The sequence below is a fragment of the Mesorhizobium sp. M1004 genome (assembly GCF_040318795.1).
Classification (GTDB): Bacteria; Pseudomonadota; Alphaproteobacteria; order Rhizobiales; family Rhizobiaceae; genus Mesorhizobium.
Genome location: NZ_JAMYNB010000002.1, coordinates 31,141 through 49,684, shown reverse-complemented (window position 1 = coordinate 49,684; position 18,544 = coordinate 31,141). Strand labels below are relative to the sequence as shown.

Below are 18,544 nucleotides of genomic sequence, written 5' to 3'. Positions count from 1 at the left end.
CGTCGCCTGTACGGGCCGTCCCGGCCCAGGCCTGCTTGATCTTCAGCGATATGGCTGGTGCGGCGAAGCCGGTGTGCACCAGCCATTTCGCAAGTCTAGCACATGGTGCGGCACCGCCGTCATGCTGCCCCTTTCCAACGCAGGAGGCGCATGGCATTGGCCGTCACCAGCACGGTCGCGCCGGTATCGGCCATGATCGCCGGCCACAGGCCGGTGATTCCCAAGACCGTGGTCACGAGGAAGACGGCCTTGAGGCCGAGGGCCATGGTTATGTTCTGTTTGATGTTGGCCATGGTCGCCTTCGACAGCGCAATCATCGCGGCAACGTCGCCGACACGGCCATGCAGCACCGCTGCATCAGCGGTTTCGAGAGCCACGTCAGTGCCGCCGCCCATCGCAATACCAACATCGGCGGCCGCAAGGGCTGGCGCGTCATTAATGCCATCGCCGACCTTGGCCACAATGAGGCCCTCTCCCTTCAGCTCTCCGACAATACGCTGCTTGTCTTCTGGCAGTAGCGCGGCGCGGACCTCGATGCCGAGTTGCTTGCCGATCGCGGCAGCTGTCCGCTTGTTGTCGCCCGTCAGCATGATGGTCTTAATGCCGGAATCCGTCAGCGCCTTGAGACCAGCGAAAGCGTCCGGGCGCGGTTCATCACGCATTGCAATGGCGCCCGCCACCTTGTTGTCGACGAGGACGACCGAAACGGTTTTGCCTTCGTCATTGAGCGCGGCGATTTGAGACTTTTGAACCTCAGTGAGCTTCGCCGTATCCTCGGCCGCCTGTGGCGATGCAAGGAAAACTTCGGTGCCTTCCACGTTCGCCTTGACCCCCTTGCCACCTAGAGCCTGCGCTTTGGACACGGCCGGAGCCTGAACCTTGTCTGCAGACGCCTTTGCGAGGATGGCGATGGCAAGCGGATGGCTTGAGCCGGTCTCCAAGGCGGCAGCAAGACGCAGCACTTCGGCCTCCGATTTTCCGAAAGAAACCACGTCGGTGACCTGGGGCTTGCCGAGCGTGAGCGTGCCGGTCTTGTCAAGCGCCACGGCGGTGACCTTGCCGAGAACCTCGAGGACCGCCCCGCCCTTCATCAGTAGGCCGCGCTTGGCGCCAGCCGAGAGCGACGCGGCGATTGCCGCCGGGACCGAGATGACCAGGGCACAGGGGCAGCCGATGAGCAACAGGGCGAGGCCTTTGTAGATCCATTCGTTCCAGTTGCCGCCGAAAACGAGAGGTGGAACCACGGCCACCATCGCGGCCACGCCGACCACAGCAGGCGTGTACCAGCGCGAGAAGCGGTCGACGAACCGCTCAGTTGGCGCCTTGCTCTCCTGGGCTTCCTCGACCAGCTTGACGACGCGCGCGATGGTGTTATCGGAGGCAACGGCGGTGACCTTGATGCGCAAAACAGCGTCGCCATTGATGGTGCCGGCGAAAACCTTGTCGCCGACGCATTTGCGCACCGGCACGCTCTCGCCTGACACCGGGGATTCGTCGATCGCGCTCTCACCCTCGGTGATCTCGCCATCGGCGGGAATCCGGTCACCCGGCCGCACCATGATCATGGCGCCTACTTCAAGGCTTTCGGCCGGCACCTCGCGCGTCTTGCCGCCCTTTTCAATGAAGGCCGTTTTCGGGACCAGCGTGGTCAGCGCTTGAATGCTCGAGCGCGCCTTTCCGGCGGCAACGCCCTCGAGAAGCTCACCGACAAGGAACAGGAAGACCACAGTGGCAGCTTCCTGGCCGGCGCCGATAATGACCGCACCGACGGCCGCTATGGTCATGAGCATTTCGATGGTGAAGGGAATGCCTGCGACGGCGGCCATGACGGCCCGTTTGGCGATAGGCACCAGGCCAACCAGCATGGCCGCGATAAAGACCCACACCCCGGACGCCGGCCACACATAGTGAATGGCAAACGCAAGGACCAGCGCGGCGCCGCTGGCGATCGTCAGGCGACCCTTGGGACTCTTCCACCACGGCCCCGAGGTTGGCGCGCGGTCGTGCCCGTGAAGGCCCTCTATTCCCTCCTCGCGGTCATCTTGACTTTCGCTGACCTGATCGTGGCTGGCGTGAGCATGGCCCGCATGGTAGTCGCCCGCATCGTCGTGGTCATTGTGATGGTGCTCTGCCCCGTCCAGCCCGACCTTTCCCTTTACCTTGAGTTCGGCAACCGTGTAGCCGAGGCCAGTCACCTTCTTTTCAAGTTCGGCGAGGTCACTCTCGGGCGTGTGCCTGACCGTCATGGTGCCGGCGGTGACGGACACGCTGACATCTTCGACGCCAGGGATGCGACGTACCGCCTTATCGATTTTGGTGGCGCAACCGGCACAATCCATGCCTTCGACGCGATAACGGGTTTGTGCTTGAAGCGCGGTCATAACATTCCTCTTGTATCGTTTGACTGCGACGCTACATCCTCTAGCGACTAGAGGAGCAAGCGAAATATGCTGAATGGAGTGACCATTGGCGAAGCCGCCCGCCAAAGCGGCGTGAAAGTACCGACCATTCGCTATTACGAGCAGATAGGGTTGCTTGCCGCGCCAGCGCGAAGTGACGGCAACCGCCGTCAATATGAAGGTGGCGACTTGCGCCGGTTAGCGTTTATTCGCCATTCCCGCGAACTGGGCTTCGATATCGAAGCGATCCGCACTCTACTTGATTTGCAGGATAACCCTTTACAGCCTTGTGCAACTGCTGACGCCATTGCCCAAGCACGGCTCGCCGACGTTGCGCAGCGTATCCGCAGCCTGAAAGCCTTGCAGGCCGAGCTCGAGCTGATGGTTGAAGGCTGCCGCCATGGTAGAGTCGGCGAATGCCGGGTGATCGAGGTTTTGGCCGACCATGATCAATGTCGACACGAGCACAAATGTTTGCGTATTTAAGTGCTCCATGTGGCCACCTTGGTCTCCATTTCCAACAATGGGAAGACCTCGATTGCGACTGACGCAATTTCAGGAGTTCCGCCGTTGAAGTACTCTGCCAGGGGCGTTTTCGCATGGTCCGCTATTTAACCTGCGCGTCGCAAGCCGACCGGCAGCTTTCGGCCCAAAGCGATACCAGACATCTGCTCTGCAGTGACTGCTTCGGGCAGTTGGCGGACCGCTTGGTTCGCCGTCAATGCCCAAAGACAAGCGGCGGTGCTATGCGGTCGCGCCGCAGCCAGCGCGCGAGGAGCAGCACCGCCACCACGGCCAGACCTGACGCCAGGCCGATCCAGATGCCGACGCCGTGCAGGCCGAAATGGAAGGCGAGCAGCACGCCGAGCGGCAGGCCGATGCCCCAATAGCCGATGGCGGCATAGATCATCGGCACCTTGGTGTCGTGCAGGCCGCGCAGCATGCCGGCGGCAACGGCCTGCGCGCCGTCGAAGATCTGGAACAGCGCCGCAAAGGCAAGGAACGACACGGCCAGCGCGATCACCCTGGCATTGGCCGGATCGGTCATGTCGATGAAGGCGCTGATCAACAGATGCGGCCACAGCACCATCACCAGCGCCATCAGCGCCATGGACGAGACGCCGATGACGAAGGCGGTCCAGCCGGCGCGCGAAACGCCTGCCGGATTGCCTGCGCCATGGGCCAGCCCGACGCGCACGGTGACGGCCTGGTTGAGGCCGAGCGGCACCATGAAGGAGATCGAGGCGATCTGGATTGCGATGGCGTGCGCGGCCAGCGAGTCCGCATCGATCAGGCCCATCAGCAGGGCTGCCGCGTTGAAGATCGTCACCTCGAAGGCGAGGATGCCGGCGATCGGCATGCCGAGCCGCAGCAGACCCTTGAAACGCGGCCAGTCGGAGCGCCAAAAGCGGCCGAACAGGCGGTAGCGGCGGAACTTCTTCTCCAGCATCACCACGGCTGCCAGGCCGCAGAACATCAGCGTGCTCGACAGCGTGGTCGCCAGCCCCGAACCGGCAATGCCCATCGAGGTGACGCCGAGATTGCCGAACATGAACACCCAGTTGAAGAAGGCGTTGCAGGCGACGGCGACGAAGACGATGATCAGCGCCCAGCCCGGCCGCTCCAGCGCCGAGATGAAGGAACGCAGCACGATATAGCCGTAGAAAGGCAGCACCGCCCATTCCAACCAGCGCAGATAGATGCCGGCCTGATGCGCCAATGCCGGCTCTTGGCCCATGGCAAGCAGAATGGCCTCGCCATGCCACAACACGACCCAGATCGGGATCGAGATCAGGATCGCCAGCCACAGGCCTTGGCGCACGGTGCGGCGCAAATCGCGCACCGAATAGCGCCGGCGGCCAAGCTCGGTGGCGATCATCGGCGAGGTCGCCAGCATCAGGCCGAGGCCGAAGATCAGCGGCATGAAATAGAGGTTGGCGCCGAGCGCGCCGCTGGCCAGCGTATCGGCGCCCAGACGACCCATCATCATGACGTCTGTGGCGGTCATCGCGGTCTGGCCGAGATTGGTGAGCACCATCGGCCAGGCCAGCGCCAGCGTCGCCCTGATTTCCTGACGCCAAAGATTTTCCGGCGCACGAGCGCCGGCTTCGATCGCAGACATTGTCCTGCTCTTTCCGGTTGCGGCGCGTCGGCAACGAGGCCGGAAGCCGCACTTCCAAACGGCAAAACCTTCGGTTTCGCGGCGTTTGCGTCGTTCTATTGGACGAAATGCGACATGAAGGCAAGGGACGACGGGCAGCCGGCGATTGAGCCAGAGGCGGGAACCATTCCTACCGACCGCCCTTGGATCAACCGATGCTTTCGCCGCCGTCGATCACCAGCGCCTGGCCGGTCATGAAGGATGAGCGGTCGGAGACGAGGAACAGGATCGCTTCGGCGATCTCTTCGGCGCTCGCCCAGCGCCCCATCGGAATCCTGGTGCGGACATAGGTTTCGATCGCCTCGCGCCCGCCCATCTGGGCGATGAACGGCTCGTTGAAAGGCGTGTCGACCCAGCCCGGGCAGAGCGCGTTGACGCGCACATTGTGCCGGGCATAGTCGAGCGACATCTGCCTGGTCATCGCCACCACCGCATGTTTCGACGTCGCGTAGGCGATCATCTCGCGGTCGTAGAACACGCCGGAATTCGAGGCCGTGTTGAGGATGACGCCGCCGCCTTGCGCGACCATCGCCGGCATGGCCAGCCGCGCGGACAGGAACTGCGCCCGTACATTGATGCGCCAGGACGCATCCATGCCATCGACCTCGACCTCGGTCAGCGTGCCGCCGACCTGGATGCCGGCGTGATTGTGCAGGATGTCGATGCGGCCATACTTGCCGAGCGTGCCGGTGATGAGCTGTCCGACCGCCGCGTCGTCAGAGACGTCGGTGACAATCGCCTCGGCCTGCCCGCCCACTGCCCGGATGTCCGCCGCTGTCGTCTCGCCGCTGGCCTTATCCCAGTCGGCGATGACCACCACAGCGCCTTCCCTGGCCATGATCATGGCGCCGGCGCGGCCGATGCCGGAACCGGCGCCCGTCACCACGGCGATGCGGTCTCTAAGGATCATGAATTTGTCTTTCAGCTGGATGGCTTGTTCAGTTTGACGGCTGGCGCTGGCGCAGCTGCCATTGGGCAAGCACCACCAGAAGAACCGAGGCGACGAGCACGATGGTGGCGATGGCGTTGATTTCCGGCGTCACGCCGCGCCGGATCGAGGCGAAGACATAGATCGGCAGCGTCGTCTGCGCGCCGGCGACGAAGAAGGCGACGATGAAATCGTCGAAGGAGAAGGTGAAGGCGAGCAGGAAGCCGGCGATCATCGCCGGCATGATCTGCGGCAGCACGATCGAGCGAAACGTCGTCAGCGGCGTGGCGTAGAGATCGCTCGAGGCCTCGACCAGGTTGCGGTCGAGGCTGGCGAGACGCGTGCCGACAATCATCGTTACCAGCGCCATCGAAAACAGGCCATGCGCGGCGATGATCGATCCATAGCCGAGCGACAGGCGTGGCGGCTGGTCGTTTGGCCAGATCGAGGCGAGGAACGGGTTGAGCACGCCAAACAACTGGACCAGCGCGACGAGCGTCGAGATGCCGATGACGACGCCGGGAACGACGATCGCGGCACCCATCAGCGCGTCGAAGACGGCGCGGGTTCTGAGCCCCACCCGCGCCAGGCCGAGTGCCGCCGCCGTGCCGCACACCGCCGCCAGAAGGGCGCTGGTGGTGGCGATGAACAGGCTGTTCTTCAACGCCTCGACCAGGAACGGGTTCGACAGCGCCGTGCCGTACCACTGCACCGAAAAGCCGGTGAACTCGCTGGCATGGCGGCCGGCGTTGAAGGAAAACAGCACGACCAGCGCGATCGGCAGATAGAGAAAGGCGAAGACGGCGGTGACGAAGGCGCGCATCAGATCAGATCCACCCTGCGGGCGCCCGACACCCGTGTCGAGATACGGTTTGCCGCGATCAGCACCACCACCGAAACCGCCACCAGCGTGATGGCGATGGCCGATCCGAACGGCCAGTTGCGCGACTGCAGGAACAGGTCGACCAGCGCATTGCCTATGAAGAACACCTTGCCGCCGCCAAGCAGCGTCGGGATCAGGTATTCGCCAAGCAGCAGGATCATGACCAGTGAGAAGCCGGTCATGACGCCCGGCAGCGACAGCTTCAGCGTCACCCCCAGAAAGGTTGAGAGCGGGGTCGCGCCGAGATCGGCGGAGGCTTCCAGCAGCCTTCGGTCGAGCCGCTCGAGACTGACATAGATCGGCAGGATCATCAGCGGCAGATAGCCATAGACGATGCCGAGCAGCACGGCGCCCGGCGTGTTGATCAGCCTGACATCCTCGATACCGACAAAGGCCAGCAGCGCGGGAATGCCGCGTCCGCCCAGAATGTACATCCAGGCATAGGTACGCATCAAAAGGCTGGTCCAGAACGGAATGACGACGAGCGCAAGCAGGATCAGCCGCCAGCGTTGCGGCGCCTTCAGGGCAAGGTAGTAGGCGACGGGGTAGGCGACGAGCAGGCAGGCAAGCGCGCCCACCGGCGCCAGCATCATCGTGTTCCAGAAGGCAGTCGCCCGCGCCGGGAGGTTGGCATATTGCGCCAGCGTGAAGGCGGCCTGGTAGCCGCCCTCCGGCGCCCGCTCGCCGACGCTGAACACGGCAATGGCGACGAACGGCAACACCAGAAACACCACCAGCCACGCTGTAGCCGGAGCGAGCAGCAGCGCTGTCAGGATGTTATACCGAAATCTGTTGCCGTGCATGGAAACCGCCCCGATGCCGGCGGACATAGGCCCACCGGTTTCCGTTTGCGTCAGGTCGGCATCAGGCCGACTTGAAGCGCGCCATCAGCTCGGCGCGGCCGGGATCGGTCAGCGTCGCCGCTGCACCGAATTCCAGCGGCGTTAACAGGTCCGCCGCCGGATAGAGGATCGGATTGTCGAGCACTTCCTTGGGCAACAGCTTGTTGACGCGTGCGTCGGTCGAGGGCGCGCCATTGGCGAGATGCTCCTTCACCGCGACCTCAGGGGTCATCAGATAGTTAAGCAAGGCATAGCCGGCCGGCTTGTTCGGCGCGTCCTTCGGGATGGCGTAGAAATCGGTCCAGATTTCGCCGCCCTCCTTGCCCAGCACGTAGGCGATCTCCGGGATATCGCGATGCAACTGCGCGCCGTCATTCGTCCAGCACATGGTCATCCAGGCGTCGCCCGCCCGCATTCCCGGCTGGTAGTCGGACGAGACCGCGAACAGATGCGGCTTGACCTTGAGCAGCAGCTCCTCGGCCTTGGCGAGCTCGTCCTGCTTCAGCGAGTTGAAGGAATAACCGTAATATTTCAGCGCGTTGCCGATGGTGGTCAGCTGGTAGTCATGCACCATGGTGCGGCCATCGCCCTCAGCCATGGCGATGTCCCAGAACTCCTTCCAGCTCGTCATCGGCTTGGCCAGCTTCTTGGTGTTGACGGCGAAGCCGGTGGTGCCCCAGTTCTTCGGCACCGCGTAGGTCGTGCCGTCGATCGTGCCTTCCGAGGTGAAGCGCGGGTCCTCCTGGGAGCCGTCGAAATTCGGCAGCTTGGCCATGTCGAGCGGATCGATGATGCCGAGTTTCTTGTAGGTCGAGATCGTGTAGTTGGTCGGCACGAACAGGCTCCAGCCCGAGGCGCCGGCCTGCAGCTTGGCAAGCATCTCCTCATTGGAGCCGAAGACGTTGACCTCGACGGCGACGCCGGTGTCCTTCTTGAAATTCTCGAAGGTCTGCGGGTCGTGATAGTTCGGCCAGGTGGCGATCGACATGCGGTCGCCGAGGTTTTCGGCGGCGAAGGCCGGCGTCGGCATGATGCCGAGCTCGCGCGCCATCACCGCGGTTGCGATGCCCAGGCCGGTGATGCCGAGGAAATCGCGGCGGCCGATCGAGCCGCGCTTCAGGCGCATCAGCTGGTCGACGAAGTTCTCGGGGCTAATCGGCAGTCCGTCACGATATGATTTCGACATTTTTTGCTACCCTCTGGTTGGTCCCGTTGTTCTTGTTCTCCGGAAACGCCAGCGGCGTCCCAGAGGCAAAGCCGATGGCGACGGGTTCGCCCGGCTTGAAGAGATTGCCATGGCCGATCACATGGTCGGCCTTGGCCAGCAGCGTTCCGATGCCCTGCACCTCGATGGCGTATTCCGCCGTCGAGCCCAAGAAGATCCGGTTGCGCACGATGCCCTTGAAAGGGCTGCCTTTGGTGGAGCCGAGGCTTAGCGATTCAGGACGCAGGCTGACAGAAACGGTCTCGCCCTGCTGCAAGGCGGTTCGTTTGCGCGCGGCAATGACGGTTCCGTCCGTCAGCGCCACATTGACAAGATCGCCTGTATGCCCGGCAACCTTGCCGCTCAACAGATTGGTCTTGCCGACGAAGTCGGCGACGAACAGGTCGGCCGGCTCGTCATAGATCTCGCTCGGCTGGCCGAGCTGTACGATGCGGCCGCCATTCATGACGCAGACGAAGTCGCTCATCGACAGCGCTTCCTCCTGGTCGTGGGTGACCAGCACGAAGGTGATGCCGATCTCGCGCTGCAGGTTCTGCAACTCGATCTGCATATCGGTGCGCAGTTTCTTGTCGAGCGCCGCCAGCGGCTCGTCGAGCAACAGCACGGCCGGCTTGTTGACCAGTGCGCGCGCCAGCGCGACGCGCTGCTGCTGGCCGCCGGAGAGTTCGTGGATCTTGCGGCGGCCATAGCCGGCGAGCCGCACCATTTCGAGCGCCTCGCCGGCGCGCCGGCCGATTTCCTGCGACGACAGGCGTGGCCGTGCCTGGCGCAGCCCGTAGGATACATTGGCTTGGACATCGAGGTGCGGAAACAGCGCATATTGCTGGAACACCATGTTGACCGGGCGGCGATAGGGCGGTGTGCCGGCCATGTCTTGGCCGCGGATGAACACCTGGCCTTCGCTCGGCTGCTCGAAGCCGCCGATCATGCGCAGGCATGTGGTCTTGCCGCAGCCGGACGGTCCGAGAAGGGCGACAAAGGCGGAGGGCGGCACAGCCAGATCGATGCCGCTGACAGCGGTCACGGCGCCATAGCGCTTGGTGACGCCGCGAAACTCGATGTCGGGCACTGCGGTCAAAGTGCTGGCTCCAGCAACAGGGCTATTTCAGGACGCTACCAGAGCCAATGGCGGCTAGTATATACCTCGCAGGTGGTATATCTGATCTATTTTCTCGTTTGAGGGGGTATAGGTTGAGTGCGTCCCGCAGCGACGAATACAGCCGGCTCGCAGCCCTTGTCGCGGCAACGCGAGAGACCAGCGGCGAAATGTTCGGCCAGGCAATGGTCGATTGGCTGAGCCAGCATGTCAGCTTCGACCACTGCGTTATCTTCGGCTATCGCGGCGCATCGCGACCGCCGCTGCTGTTCGAAACCTTCTCGCCGGCCGAGAGCCATGTCTTCGTCACGCTCTATCAGGAAGGACCTTATCTGCTCGACCCATTTCATCACGCGGCGGTGGAGCGCAAGGAGGGGTTCTGGCGCATGCGCGAACTGGCGCCCGACCGCTTCTATGCCAGCGAGTATTTTCGCACCTACTATAGCCAGACAAGGCTGGCCGAGGAGGTCGGCTTCTTCGTGCCGCTGCCCGGCAAGGATGCGCTGGTGCTGTCGCTGATGCGATTGCACGCCTCGGGTCCCTTCGGCACCGCCGATGCCAGGCTGCTGCGCGACATGGCGCCGGCGGTCATCAACTTCGCCCGGTTGCGCTGGCCCGCACTTTCGGCCGAGGAGCAGGACGAAGCGGAGCAGGGCGAGACGATCGCCGCAGTCAACGAGTTCGACCGCGCACACATTTGGGAAAGCCTGTCGCTGACCCCGCGCGAAAAGCATGTCGTCGATCTGGTGCTGCAGGGGCATTCCACCGAGTCGGTCGCAAGAGCCATGCGCATCGTGCCGGGAACGGTGAAGGTTCACCGCCGCAACATCCACCGCAAACTCGGCATCAAATCCCAAGCCGGGCTGTTCGCCCGCTTCATTGAGATCATCGAGAGCCGGCGTTGAAATCGCTGAGGCAGACATCGTTCACTTGCGGGCGACAGACTGCTACGGATTACCCGAAACCAGTCGCTTCCTCATACGCCCCGGAGAGCAGACGATGGCATTCAGGCGCAGAAAGAACACGGCCGCGATCCCTCGCACGGTGCCGGCTTTCGAGCACATCGTCACCGAGGCGAGCGACAGTTTCCTGTGGCGGCTCGACGACTATCCCTGGGAGCGCAATGTCTGGAATTTTCATCCGGAATACGAGATCCATCTCCTGAGGAAGTCTTCCGGGGTCGCGCTGGTCGGCGATCACATCGGCGAATTCGGGCCGGGCTACCTGAGCATCGTCGGCGGCGGGCTGCCGCATGACTGGGTGACATCGGTGCAACCCGGCGAGCTGATCGAAGGACGCGACATCGTGCTGCAATTCGATCCGCAGCGGCTGCGCGGCTCGGCGGGACTGCTGCCGGAGCTGCGCGAACTGGAACCGTTCCTGGAGCGATCGCTGCGCGGCATCGTCTTCCATGGCCGCGCCGCGCTCGACGGCGCTGCGCTGATGGAACGGATGGGCACCGTGCACGGGCTCGCCCGGTTTTGCCTCTTCCTCGAACTGGTCGATCTGCTGGCCAGGACAGACGAATACGAGCTTTTGTCCTCGCCGGATTTCTCACCCGCGCTCGACGCAACCTCGCTGGACATCATCCAGCGCACGCTGACCTATCTCTTCCAGCACTTCGCCGAGGACCTGAAGCTGCCGGAGGCGGCGGAGCTGGCGGGGATGAGCGAAAGCACGTTTTCGCGCTTCTTCCAGAAGAACACCGGCAACAGTTTCAGCGACCACATCGCCAAGCTCCGGCTCTGGCAAGCCTGCAAGCTGCTGGCGGACACCGATACTCCGATCACCGACATCTGCTTCCAGGTCGGCTACATGAACATCTCCAACTTCAACCGCGCCTTCCTGCGCAAGCACCGGATGACGCCGTCATCCTACCGCAAGCTGTCGAAGCAGCGGATGACGATGCGCGCCTGAAAACCGGCCTTCCTCACTCCATCGGTACTCATGTGACAGAGGTCGTGCAGGCGGGCCGGATTTGCAGCGCACAATGCATAAAAGTACAGGTGTGCTGCAACGGGGCTTCTAGCGCGGCCTTTAGCAACTCCTCATTTTGGCGATGGGTGGCTTGTCGCTCGGGCGATGGCGAGGATCGCGCAACCGAAGACTTCCGCTTCCTGCGACTGTTCCTGGAGGAGAAAATCAATGAAACCAATTCGGCTCGCTGCGAGCATAAGCGCAGCTTTCATGCTTACCACGACCCTCTCGACCATGGCGCTGGCGGCGCCGGTCTGCTCGGCGCCGGTCAAGGTGCTGGCGCAACCGCGTGACGGGCTGACGCTGCTGGAGGCGTCCAAGGACGAGTTCCAGAAACTGGCCGGCGCCAGCTTCCAGATCGACTATCTCAACGAGAACGACCGCCGGGCAAAATCGCGCGCCGATGCGTCCACGGTGGGCAACTACAACGTCTACTATGTCGACGAAGCCAATGTGGCGCTGTTCGCCTCGTCGAAATGGATCGTGCCGCTCACCGACTATTACCCGGCTGACTACGACTACGCCGATTTCGACCCGGGCCGGCAGAAGGTCGCCACCTATGACGGCAAGGTGTGGTTCGCGCCGCTGACCGGCGGCGGCGACCTGATGGTCTACCGCAAGGACATTCTGGAAGCCGCCGGCATCCAGCCGCCGAAGACGCTGGACGAGTTGATCGCCGACGTGCCGAAGCTGACCGATCCCGACAAGGGCATGTACGGCATCGCGCTGCGCGGCGCGCGTGGCTCGGGCGCCAATGTCTGGCGCTGGATGCCGTTCTTCAAGGCCTATGGCGGAAAATGGTTCGACGGTGACAAGCCGGCTTTCAACTCCGAGGCCGCGGTCAAAGCAACCGAGACCTATCTTAAACTGTTCAAGGATTCAGCGCCCGGCACGCAGACCGGCAGCTGGGATGAATCGACCGGCGCCTTCCTGTCGGGCCAGGTTGCCATCTTGGTCGAATCGACGCCGCTGTCGGGCATGGCGGTCGACCCGAAGACCTCGCAAGTGGTCGGCAAGATCGGCTTCCTGCCGCCGCCCTCGCCACTGACCGGCGGCGGCTACGGCCACGGCCTCGCCATCGCCGCCAAGGCCAATGCCGATGACGCCGCGAAGCAATGCGCCGGCCTGTTCATCGCCTGGGCGACGTCGAAGGAGAACGAGAAGCGCCGGCTCGACGCGCACCAATTCGGCGAGCTCAACCGCACCAGCGTGCTGTCCAGCAAGGAGTTCGCCGACATTTACGGCGCCGATCTCGGCCAGGCGCTTGCCGATACCGGCAAGGTGACGGCGGTGAACTTCTGGCAGGATCCGCGCTGGCCGGATCTCGGCGACCGCTGGGGCATCATCCTGGAAGAGCTGGTCACCGGCACGCGCACCGACGTCAAGGGCGGCCTCGACGAACTCGAGGCCTACGCCAACGAGCTGGTGAAGAAGAAGTAATCCTCCCGTCCGCGGCGCGCGGTCCGGGGCATTCGACTGGATGCCGGGACTGTGCGCCGCGGGTCTCTCCAAAAAGGCACAGCCCGAGGATAGGCCATGCGCCGACGCTCTTCCCTGCCCGTGACGTTTCTGGTTCCGACGCTCGCCATTCTTCTGGTGCTGTCGATGGTGCCGACGCTCTACGCCATCGTCATCGCCCTGCAGAACCGCGAGCTGAGTTCCTCGGACTATTCCTGGGTCTGGTTGTCGAACTTCATCGACCTGTTCGCCGACCGGCGTTTCCTCAACGCGGTCTGGGTTTCGGTGAAGTGGGAAATCGTCACCGTCGTGGCAACGATGATGGTGGCCATCGGGCTCGGCGTGCTGATGTTCGAAGTGGCGTCGCCGCGGCTGCGCAACATCTACTGCCTGCTGTTCATCATCCCGGTGCTGTTGCCGCGCGTGTCGGCGGCTTTCGTGTGGAAGTTCGCCTATCATCCGCTCTACGGCATCGCCACCTACCCCTACCGGCTGATCACCGGCGGGCTGATCTTCGACCCGCTTTCGAAGCCAGCGACGGCCCTGTTTGCCGTCGCCTCGGTCGATGTCTGGCAGTGGGGACTGTTCTTCGCGGTCATCGTGCTGAAGCTTCTGGAGACCTTGCCGCCGCAGCCGATCGAAGCGGCGCGGCTCGACCACGCCAAACGCTGGCAGATCCATGCCTATGTGACCTTGCCTATGCTGAAGGCGCCGCTGATCAGCCTGATGTTCGTCAAGATGATCGAATCGCTGCGCTCCTTCGACCTGATTTATGTGATGACGCGCGGCGGGCCGGGCGTGGCGACCGAGACGCTCGACATGTACGCCTTCTCGCAAGGCTTCATCGAATCCGGCAAGGTGTCCTATGCCTCGGCCATGGCGGTGCTGATGATGATCGCGACTGTCATCACCTTCACCATGCTGTGGAAGCGGGTGCAGGCATGAGGCCGTATCGCATGAGACCGGGCCGCCTCATCGGCAAGATCATCCTGGCCTTCGCCGGCTTCATGGCGGTGTTTCCGCTCGCCTGGACGGCGGTCAATTCGCTGAAGAACAATGTCGACATCATCACCCGCGTGCCGCGCCTGGTGTTTACCCCGACCTTCGACAATATCAGCTACATCATCGGCCGCGACAGCGTCATGACTGGTCTCTATAACTCGGTCATTTCCTGCGGCGTCGCCGTGCTGATCGGCGTCATGCTCGGCCTTCCGGCAGCCTATGCGGTGGCGCGCTATCCCAATCGCTTCGCTGGCGACATCCAGTTCTTCGTGTTGTCGCTGCGCTTCCTGCCCCCGGTGGCAGTCGCCATTCCGCTGATGGTGATCTGGCTGCAGATCGGGCTCTACGACACCTTGCCGGCGCTGATCGTCACCTATTCGCTGCTCACCATCTCGGTGATCATGTGGCTCGCCATTCCCGCCTTCCAGGCCGTGCCGAAGGAAATCGAGGAAGCCGCTTTCGTCGACGGCTACGGCGCTTACTCGGTGTTCTGGCGCATTGCGCTGCCGGTAGCGGCGCGCTCGCTGATCGGCGCCGTCGCCTTCAGCTTCGTGCTGGTGTGGAACGAATTCCTGATCGCGCTGATGCTGTCCAGTTCCAACGCCAAGACATTGCCGATCGTCGCTTCCGAACTTTCACAGCAAGGCATGAACGTGCCGTGGGGAATCCTCAACGCCTCGGTCGTGCTGTTGTCGCTACCGCCGCTGCTGTTCCTCGGCGTGCTCAGCGGCTTCCTGAATTCCGTTTTCCGGCAAAAAAAGACTTGATGCGAGGACTTACCTATGCGGGCACTGGTGCTTGAGAAAAAAGGCGAACTGTCGCTGCGCGAGATCGCGCTGCCGCTCGACGTCGGACCGGGCGATGTCAAGATCGCCATCCACACGGTCGGCGTCTGCGGCAGCGACGTGCACTATTACACCCATGGCGCGATCGGCAGCTATGTCGTGCGGGCCCCGATGGTGCTCGGCCACGAAGCCGCGGGAACGATCGTTGAGATCGGCGCCAATGTCGGCACGCTGAAGGTCGGCGACCGCGTCTGCATGGAGCCGGGCGTGCCGAACCTGTCGTCGCGCGCGACGAGGCTCGGCATCTATAATGTCGATCCCGATGTCAGCTTCTGGGCGACACCGCCGGTGCATGGCGTGCTGGCGCCCTATGCCGTGCACCCGGCCGCCTTCACCTACAGACTGCCGGACAATGTCACCTTCGCCGAAGGCGCGATGGTCGAACCCTTTGCTATCGGCATGCAGGCGGCGAGCCGCGCCCGCATCGTGCCTGGCGACGTCGCCGTCGTCGTCGGCTGCGGCCCGATCGGCATCATGATCGCGCTGGCGGCGCTGGCCGGCGGCTGCTCGAAGGTGCTGATCTCCGATTTTTCCGCACCCAAGCTCAAGATTGCCGCGCAATATCCCGGCATCGTGCCGGTCAATATAGGTGAGCAATCGCTGGTCGACGCAGTCTCCGCCGCGACCGACAATTGGGGCGCGGATATCGTGTTCGAGGCGAGCGGCAGCCCGAAGGCATTCGCCGACCTGTTCGATGTCGTGCGGCCGGGCGGCGCGGTGGTGCTGGTCGGACTGCCGGTCGAACCGGTCAGCCTCAACGTTCCGGCGGCGATCTCCAAGGAAGTGCGCATCGAGACGGTGTTCCGTTACGCCAACATCTTCGACCGCGCGCTGCAGCTGATCGCCTCGGGGAAGGTCGACCTCAAGCCGCTGATCACCGGCACTTATGATTTCTCGGACAGCATCGAGGCCTTCGAGCGGGCGGCGCAAGGCAAGCCGCAAGACGTCAAGCTGCAAATCCTTCTTACCGGCGAGAAGGGCTGACCATGTCCGCGATCGTTTGCTCCCATGTCGACAAGGCTTACGGCGCCACCACCGTCATCCGCGACCTCAATCTCTCGATCGAGGAGCACGAATTCGTCGTATTCCTCGGCCCGTCCGGCTGCGGCAAGTCGACCTTGCTCAGGATGCTGGCCGGACTGGAGGATATCAGCGGCGGGGAAGTGTCGATCGGCGGCAAAGTGGTCAACGATCTCGAGCCCGGCGAGCGCGGCATTGCCATGGTTTTCCAGAACTATGCGCTCTACCCGCATATGACGATCTTCGACAACATCGCCTTTGGGCTCAAGCGACAGAAAGTGCCCCCGGCCGAGATCCGGAAGCGGGTCGAGGCGGTGGCAACGACGCTCGGCCTCGAACCTTACCTCGCCCGCAAGCCGACCGAACTTTCCGGCGGCCAGCAGCAGCGCGTGGCGATTGCGCGCGCCATGATCAAGACGCCGAAAGTGTTCCTGTTCGACGAGCCGCTGTCCAATCTAGATGCCAAGCTGCGCAACCACATGCGGGTCGAGATCGCCCGGCTGCATCAGTCGCTGAAGACCACCACCGTCTATGTCACCCACGATCAGTTGGAAGCGATGACGCTGGCCGACCGGATCGTGCTGCTCAGGGATGGCGTTATCGAACAGATCGGCTCGCCTGCGGAGATCTATCGCCAGCCGGGCAATCTGTTCGTCGCCGGCTTCATCGGTACGCCGAACATGAATTTCATCGACGTGGCCGTCGGGCGGAAGGACGAACGCTGGACGCTGACAGGCGGCGGCTCGAGCTTCTCCATAGAAGGCTCGGGCTTCGATCTACGCGGCGTCCAGCGCGCCGTGCTTGGAATCCGACCGCCGGACCTGAAGACCGCCGGCGCTCAGAGCATCAATCTTCTGCAAGGCACCGCCGACCTCATCGAGTTCCATGGCAATGACGCGCTGGTGACGTTCGCCTGCGGCGGCAAGGAGGTCGGCGCATTGGTATCGGCCCGCGAATGCCCGGGGTTGCGCGCGCCTGTGCGCTACACATTCGAGGAGGAGAGCGTGCATCTGTTCGACGCGGCGACCGGCGCATCCTTGCGCCGGCGAGAGGAGGCCTAGATTTGGTACGCAATTCCGGACGGAAAACCGTTTCACATTTTTCCTGGAATTGCTCTAGCTGATGGCGTCGAGCTCCTGCCGCTGGCGGTGCATTTCGAGGAAAATCTTGTAGTCGCGGTCGAAGCGGCCTGACGCGGCCGGGTTCGAGGTGCGCGCCCTGCCGCCTTGCTGCATGGCGACGCAAGCGGCATTCAGGTCCGGGAACAGACCGGCCGCGGTGGCGGCGACCATGCCGGTGCCGAGCAGAACGGCTTCGTCGGCCAGCGGCTCGATCACCGCGCAGCCGGTGGCGTCGGCATAGAGCTCCATCAGCAACGGGTTCTTGGTGTGGCCGCCGGTGACATGCAGCGTGTCTATGAGATAGCCGTTCTCGTTCAGCGCCTCCAGCACATGGCGCACGCCGAGCGCGATGCCGACGGCGGTGCGCCAATACAGCTTGCACAGACTGTCGAAGGAGGAATCCAGCGTCAGCCCGCTGACCACACCGACCGCATGCGGATCGGCAAGCGGCGAGCGGTTGCCATGGAAATCCGGCAGCACATGCAGCCTTGCCGCCAGCTTGTCACCTTCGGTGCTGCGCAGTTCGGCGACGCGCCTGGCGATTTTTGCATGCATGGCCGCGTCCGGCTCGCCGCCGGCGCCGTGCCAGCGGATGATATGGTCGAGCAGCGCACCGGTCGCCGACTGGCCGCCTTCCGACAGCCAGAGTTTTGGCAGTGCGGCGCCATAGTATGGACCCCAGACGCCGGCGAAAGGCTGCGGATCGGGCGACATGGCCATGACGCAGGACGAGGTGCCGGCGATCAATGCCAGATGGCGGCCGATATTCTGCTCGTCGCCAGCAAAGCCGCCGAGCACGCCAAGCGCGCCGGCATAGGCATCGATGACGCCGGCGCCGACCCGACAGTTTTCGCTCAAGCCCAACTCCGCCGCCGCTTCAGGGGTGAGCGTGCCGATGTCTGCGCCGACAGCACTTGCCTTCTCCGGCAGGCTGCCGTGTTCGAACAGATCGCCAAGCCCGACCCTGTCGAAGAAGTCACGGCGCCAGCCGGTTTCCTCATGCGCCAGATAGGTCCATTTGGCGGTCAGCGTGCATTGCGAGCGCGCCAGCGACCCGGTCGCCTTCCAGGTCAGGAAATCGGTGAGGTCGAATAGGTAGCCGGCTTCATGCCAAGTTCCCGGCAGATTGCGCTTCAGCCACATCAGCTTCGGCGTCGCCATTTCCGGCGACATGACGCCACCGATATAGTCGAGTACGGCGTGGCCGCTATCGGTGCATTCATCTGCCTCGGCGATGGCGCGATGGTCGAGCCAGACGATGGTGTCCCAGCGCCGTTCGCCCGTCACCGAGACGCTGAGCTGGCCGGCATTCCTGTCCAGCACCACCAGCGAGCAGGTGGCGTCGAACGACATGCCGACAATATCGTCGGCTGACACACCGGCCTTTTCGCGCGCGGCACGCACCGCGATGCAGACCGCCGACCAGATATCCTGCGAATTGTGCTCGGCGTGATCGGCCTTCGGCTGGTTCATGACGATCGGATGCTCGGCGCGGCCGAGCAAGGTGCCTGACGTATCGAGAATGCCCGCGCGGGCGCTCCCGGTGCCGACATCGACCGCGCAAACGAAGCTTTTCGTCAAGATGCT

16 protein-coding genes are annotated in these 18,544 nt (G+C 63.4%); 8 read left to right on the top strand and 8 right to left on the bottom strand.

Annotated features, from left to right (window positions below):
* Positions 1–119: 119 nt before the first annotated feature.
* Positions 120–2,381 carry a heavy metal translocating P-type ATPase gene (locus tag NKH54_RS04515; protein ID WP_023671271.1) on the bottom strand — a complete coding sequence of 754 codons (2,262 nt, stop codon included), beginning with the start codon at positions 2,379–2,381 and terminating at the stop codon, positions 120–122.
* A 69-nt stretch (positions 2,382–2,450) separates the two neighbouring features.
* Here NKH54_RS04515 and NKH54_RS04510 point away from each other — a divergent pair, with 69 nt between their 5' ends.
* Entirely contained in the window at positions 2,451–2,885 is a 435-nt protein-coding gene (locus NKH54_RS04510) for a MerR family transcriptional regulator (protein WP_155921645.1), read from the top strand.
* Positions 2,886–3,117: 232 nt separating this feature from the next.
* On the opposite strand, the gene NKH54_RS04505 is transcribed toward NKH54_RS04510, so the two are convergent.
* The 6 genes from NKH54_RS04505 to NKH54_RS04480 all read right to left on the bottom strand — a co-directional run bounded on the left by NKH54_RS04505 (position 3,118) and on the right by NKH54_RS04480 (position 9,516).
* Entirely contained in the window at positions 3,118–4,521 is a 1,404-nt protein-coding gene (locus NKH54_RS04505; RefSeq protein ID WP_023693102.1) for an MATE family efflux transporter, read from the bottom strand.
* Between the two features lie 187 nt (positions 4,522–4,708).
* Positions 4,709–5,470, bottom strand: a complete 762-nt coding sequence (locus tag NKH54_RS04500; protein ID WP_352626431.1) for an SDR family NAD(P)-dependent oxidoreductase — start codon at positions 5,468–5,470, stop codon at positions 4,709–4,711.
* 28 nt (positions 5,471–5,498) lie between these two features.
* A complete protein-coding gene (locus NKH54_RS04495) occupies positions 5,499–6,311 on the bottom strand; it encodes an ABC transporter permease (protein ID WP_352626433.1) in 813 nt (270 codons plus the stop codon).
* On the bottom strand, positions 6,311–7,201 hold the full coding sequence (locus NKH54_RS04490; protein WP_196813865.1) for an ABC transporter permease: 891 nt from the start codon (positions 7,199–7,201) through the stop codon (positions 6,311–6,313). The genes NKH54_RS04495 and NKH54_RS04490 overlap by 1 nt, the downstream gene beginning before the upstream one ends.
* A gap of 34 nt (positions 7,202–7,235) precedes the next feature.
* The gene (locus tag NKH54_RS04485) at positions 7,236–8,399 is read right to left on the bottom strand and encodes an ABC transporter substrate-binding protein (protein WP_353027765.1); all 1,164 of its coding nucleotides are present in this window, start codon (positions 8,397–8,399) and stop codon (positions 7,236–7,238) included.
* Positions 8,380–9,516, bottom strand: coding sequence for an ABC transporter ATP-binding protein (locus NKH54_RS04480; protein ID WP_353027764.1), 1,137 nt, complete (start codon positions 9,514–9,516; stop codon positions 8,380–8,382). The genes NKH54_RS04485 and NKH54_RS04480 overlap by 20 nt, the downstream gene beginning before the upstream one ends.
* A 113-nt stretch (positions 9,517–9,629) precedes the next feature.
* Here NKH54_RS04480 and NKH54_RS04475 point away from each other — a divergent pair, with 113 nt between their 5' ends.
* From NKH54_RS04475 to NKH54_RS04445, 7 genes are all read left to right on the top strand, one after another.
* Complete coding sequence (locus NKH54_RS04475) at positions 9,630–10,439, top strand: helix-turn-helix transcriptional regulator (protein WP_353027763.1); 810 nt, start codon at positions 9,630–9,632, stop codon at positions 10,437–10,439.
* Between the two features lie 94 nt (positions 10,440–10,533).
* Positions 10,534–11,451: an AraC family transcriptional regulator gene (locus NKH54_RS04470; protein WP_023750402.1), complete on the top strand. Its 918-nt coding sequence runs from the start codon at positions 10,534–10,536 to the stop codon at positions 11,449–11,451.
* A gap of 228 nt (positions 11,452–11,679) precedes the next feature.
* Positions 11,680–12,951: an ABC transporter substrate-binding protein gene (locus NKH54_RS04465; RefSeq protein ID WP_023693095.1), complete on the top strand. Its 1,272-nt coding sequence runs from the start codon at positions 11,680–11,682 to the stop codon at positions 12,949–12,951.
* A gap of 96 nt (positions 12,952–13,047) precedes the next feature.
* Positions 13,048–13,914, top strand: a complete 867-nt coding sequence (locus NKH54_RS04460; RefSeq protein WP_023707770.1) for a carbohydrate ABC transporter permease — start codon at positions 13,048–13,050, stop codon at positions 13,912–13,914.
* A gap of 11 nt (positions 13,915–13,925) precedes the next feature.
* Positions 13,926–14,738: a carbohydrate ABC transporter permease gene (locus tag NKH54_RS04455; RefSeq protein ID WP_023671259.1), complete on the top strand. Its 813-nt coding sequence runs from the start codon at positions 13,926–13,928 to the stop codon at positions 14,736–14,738.
* A 15-nt stretch (positions 14,739–14,753) separates the two neighbouring features.
* Positions 14,754–15,800: an NAD(P)-dependent alcohol dehydrogenase gene (locus tag NKH54_RS04450; protein ID WP_023683584.1), complete on the top strand. Its 1,047-nt coding sequence runs from the start codon at positions 14,754–14,756 to the stop codon at positions 15,798–15,800.
* Positions 15,801–15,802: 2 nt separating this feature from the next.
* Positions 15,803–16,897, top strand: coding sequence for an ABC transporter ATP-binding protein (locus NKH54_RS04445; RefSeq protein WP_023683585.1), 1,095 nt, complete (start codon positions 15,803–15,805; stop codon positions 16,895–16,897).
* A gap of 54 nt (positions 16,898–16,951) precedes the next feature.
* Here the strand turns inward: NKH54_RS04445 and NKH54_RS04440 are convergent, their stop codons facing one another.
* The gene (locus NKH54_RS04440) at positions 16,952–18,538 is read right to left on the bottom strand and encodes an FGGY-family carbohydrate kinase (protein WP_023755460.1); all 1,587 of its coding nucleotides are present in this window, start codon (positions 18,536–18,538) and stop codon (positions 16,952–16,954) included.
* Between the last annotated feature and the right edge of the window lie 6 nt (positions 18,539–18,544).

Coding starts and splice junctions, on each gene's coding strand:
- NKH54_RS04515 (WP_023671271.1), bottom strand. CDS start 2,381: ATGACCGCGCTTCAAGCACAAACCCGTTATCGCGTCGAAGGCATGGAT.
- NKH54_RS04505 (WP_023693102.1), bottom strand. CDS start 4,521: ATGTCTGCGATCGAAGCCGGCGCTCGTGCGCCGGAAAATCTTTGGCGT.
- NKH54_RS04500 (WP_352626431.1), bottom strand. CDS start 5,470: ATGATCCTTAGAGACCGCATCGCCGTGGTGACGGGCGCCGGTTCCGGC.
- NKH54_RS04495 (WP_352626433.1), bottom strand. CDS start 6,311: ATGCGCGCCTTCGTCACCGCCGTCTTCGCCTTTCTCTATCTGCCGATC.
- NKH54_RS04490 (WP_196813865.1), bottom strand. CDS start 7,201: ATGTCCGCCGGCATCGGGGCGGTTTCCATGCACGGCAACAGATTTCGG.
- NKH54_RS04485 (WP_353027765.1), bottom strand. CDS start 8,399: ATGTCGAAATCATATCGTGACGGACTGCCGATTAGCCCCGAGAACTTC.
- NKH54_RS04470 (WP_023750402.1), top strand. CDS start 10,534: ATGGCATTCAGGCGCAGAAAGAACACGGCCGCGATCCCTCGCACGGTG.
- NKH54_RS04465 (WP_023693095.1), top strand. CDS start 11,680: ATGAAACCAATTCGGCTCGCTGCGAGCATAAGCGCAGCTTTCATGCTT.
- NKH54_RS04460 (WP_023707770.1), top strand. CDS start 13,048: ATGCGCCGACGCTCTTCCCTGCCCGTGACGTTTCTGGTTCCGACGCTC.
- NKH54_RS04455 (WP_023671259.1), top strand. CDS start 13,926: ATGAGACCGGGCCGCCTCATCGGCAAGATCATCCTGGCCTTCGCCGGC.
- NKH54_RS04450 (WP_023683584.1), top strand. CDS start 14,754: ATGCGGGCACTGGTGCTTGAGAAAAAAGGCGAACTGTCGCTGCGCGAG.
- NKH54_RS04445 (WP_023683585.1), top strand. CDS start 15,803: ATGTCCGCGATCGTTTGCTCCCATGTCGACAAGGCTTACGGCGCCACC.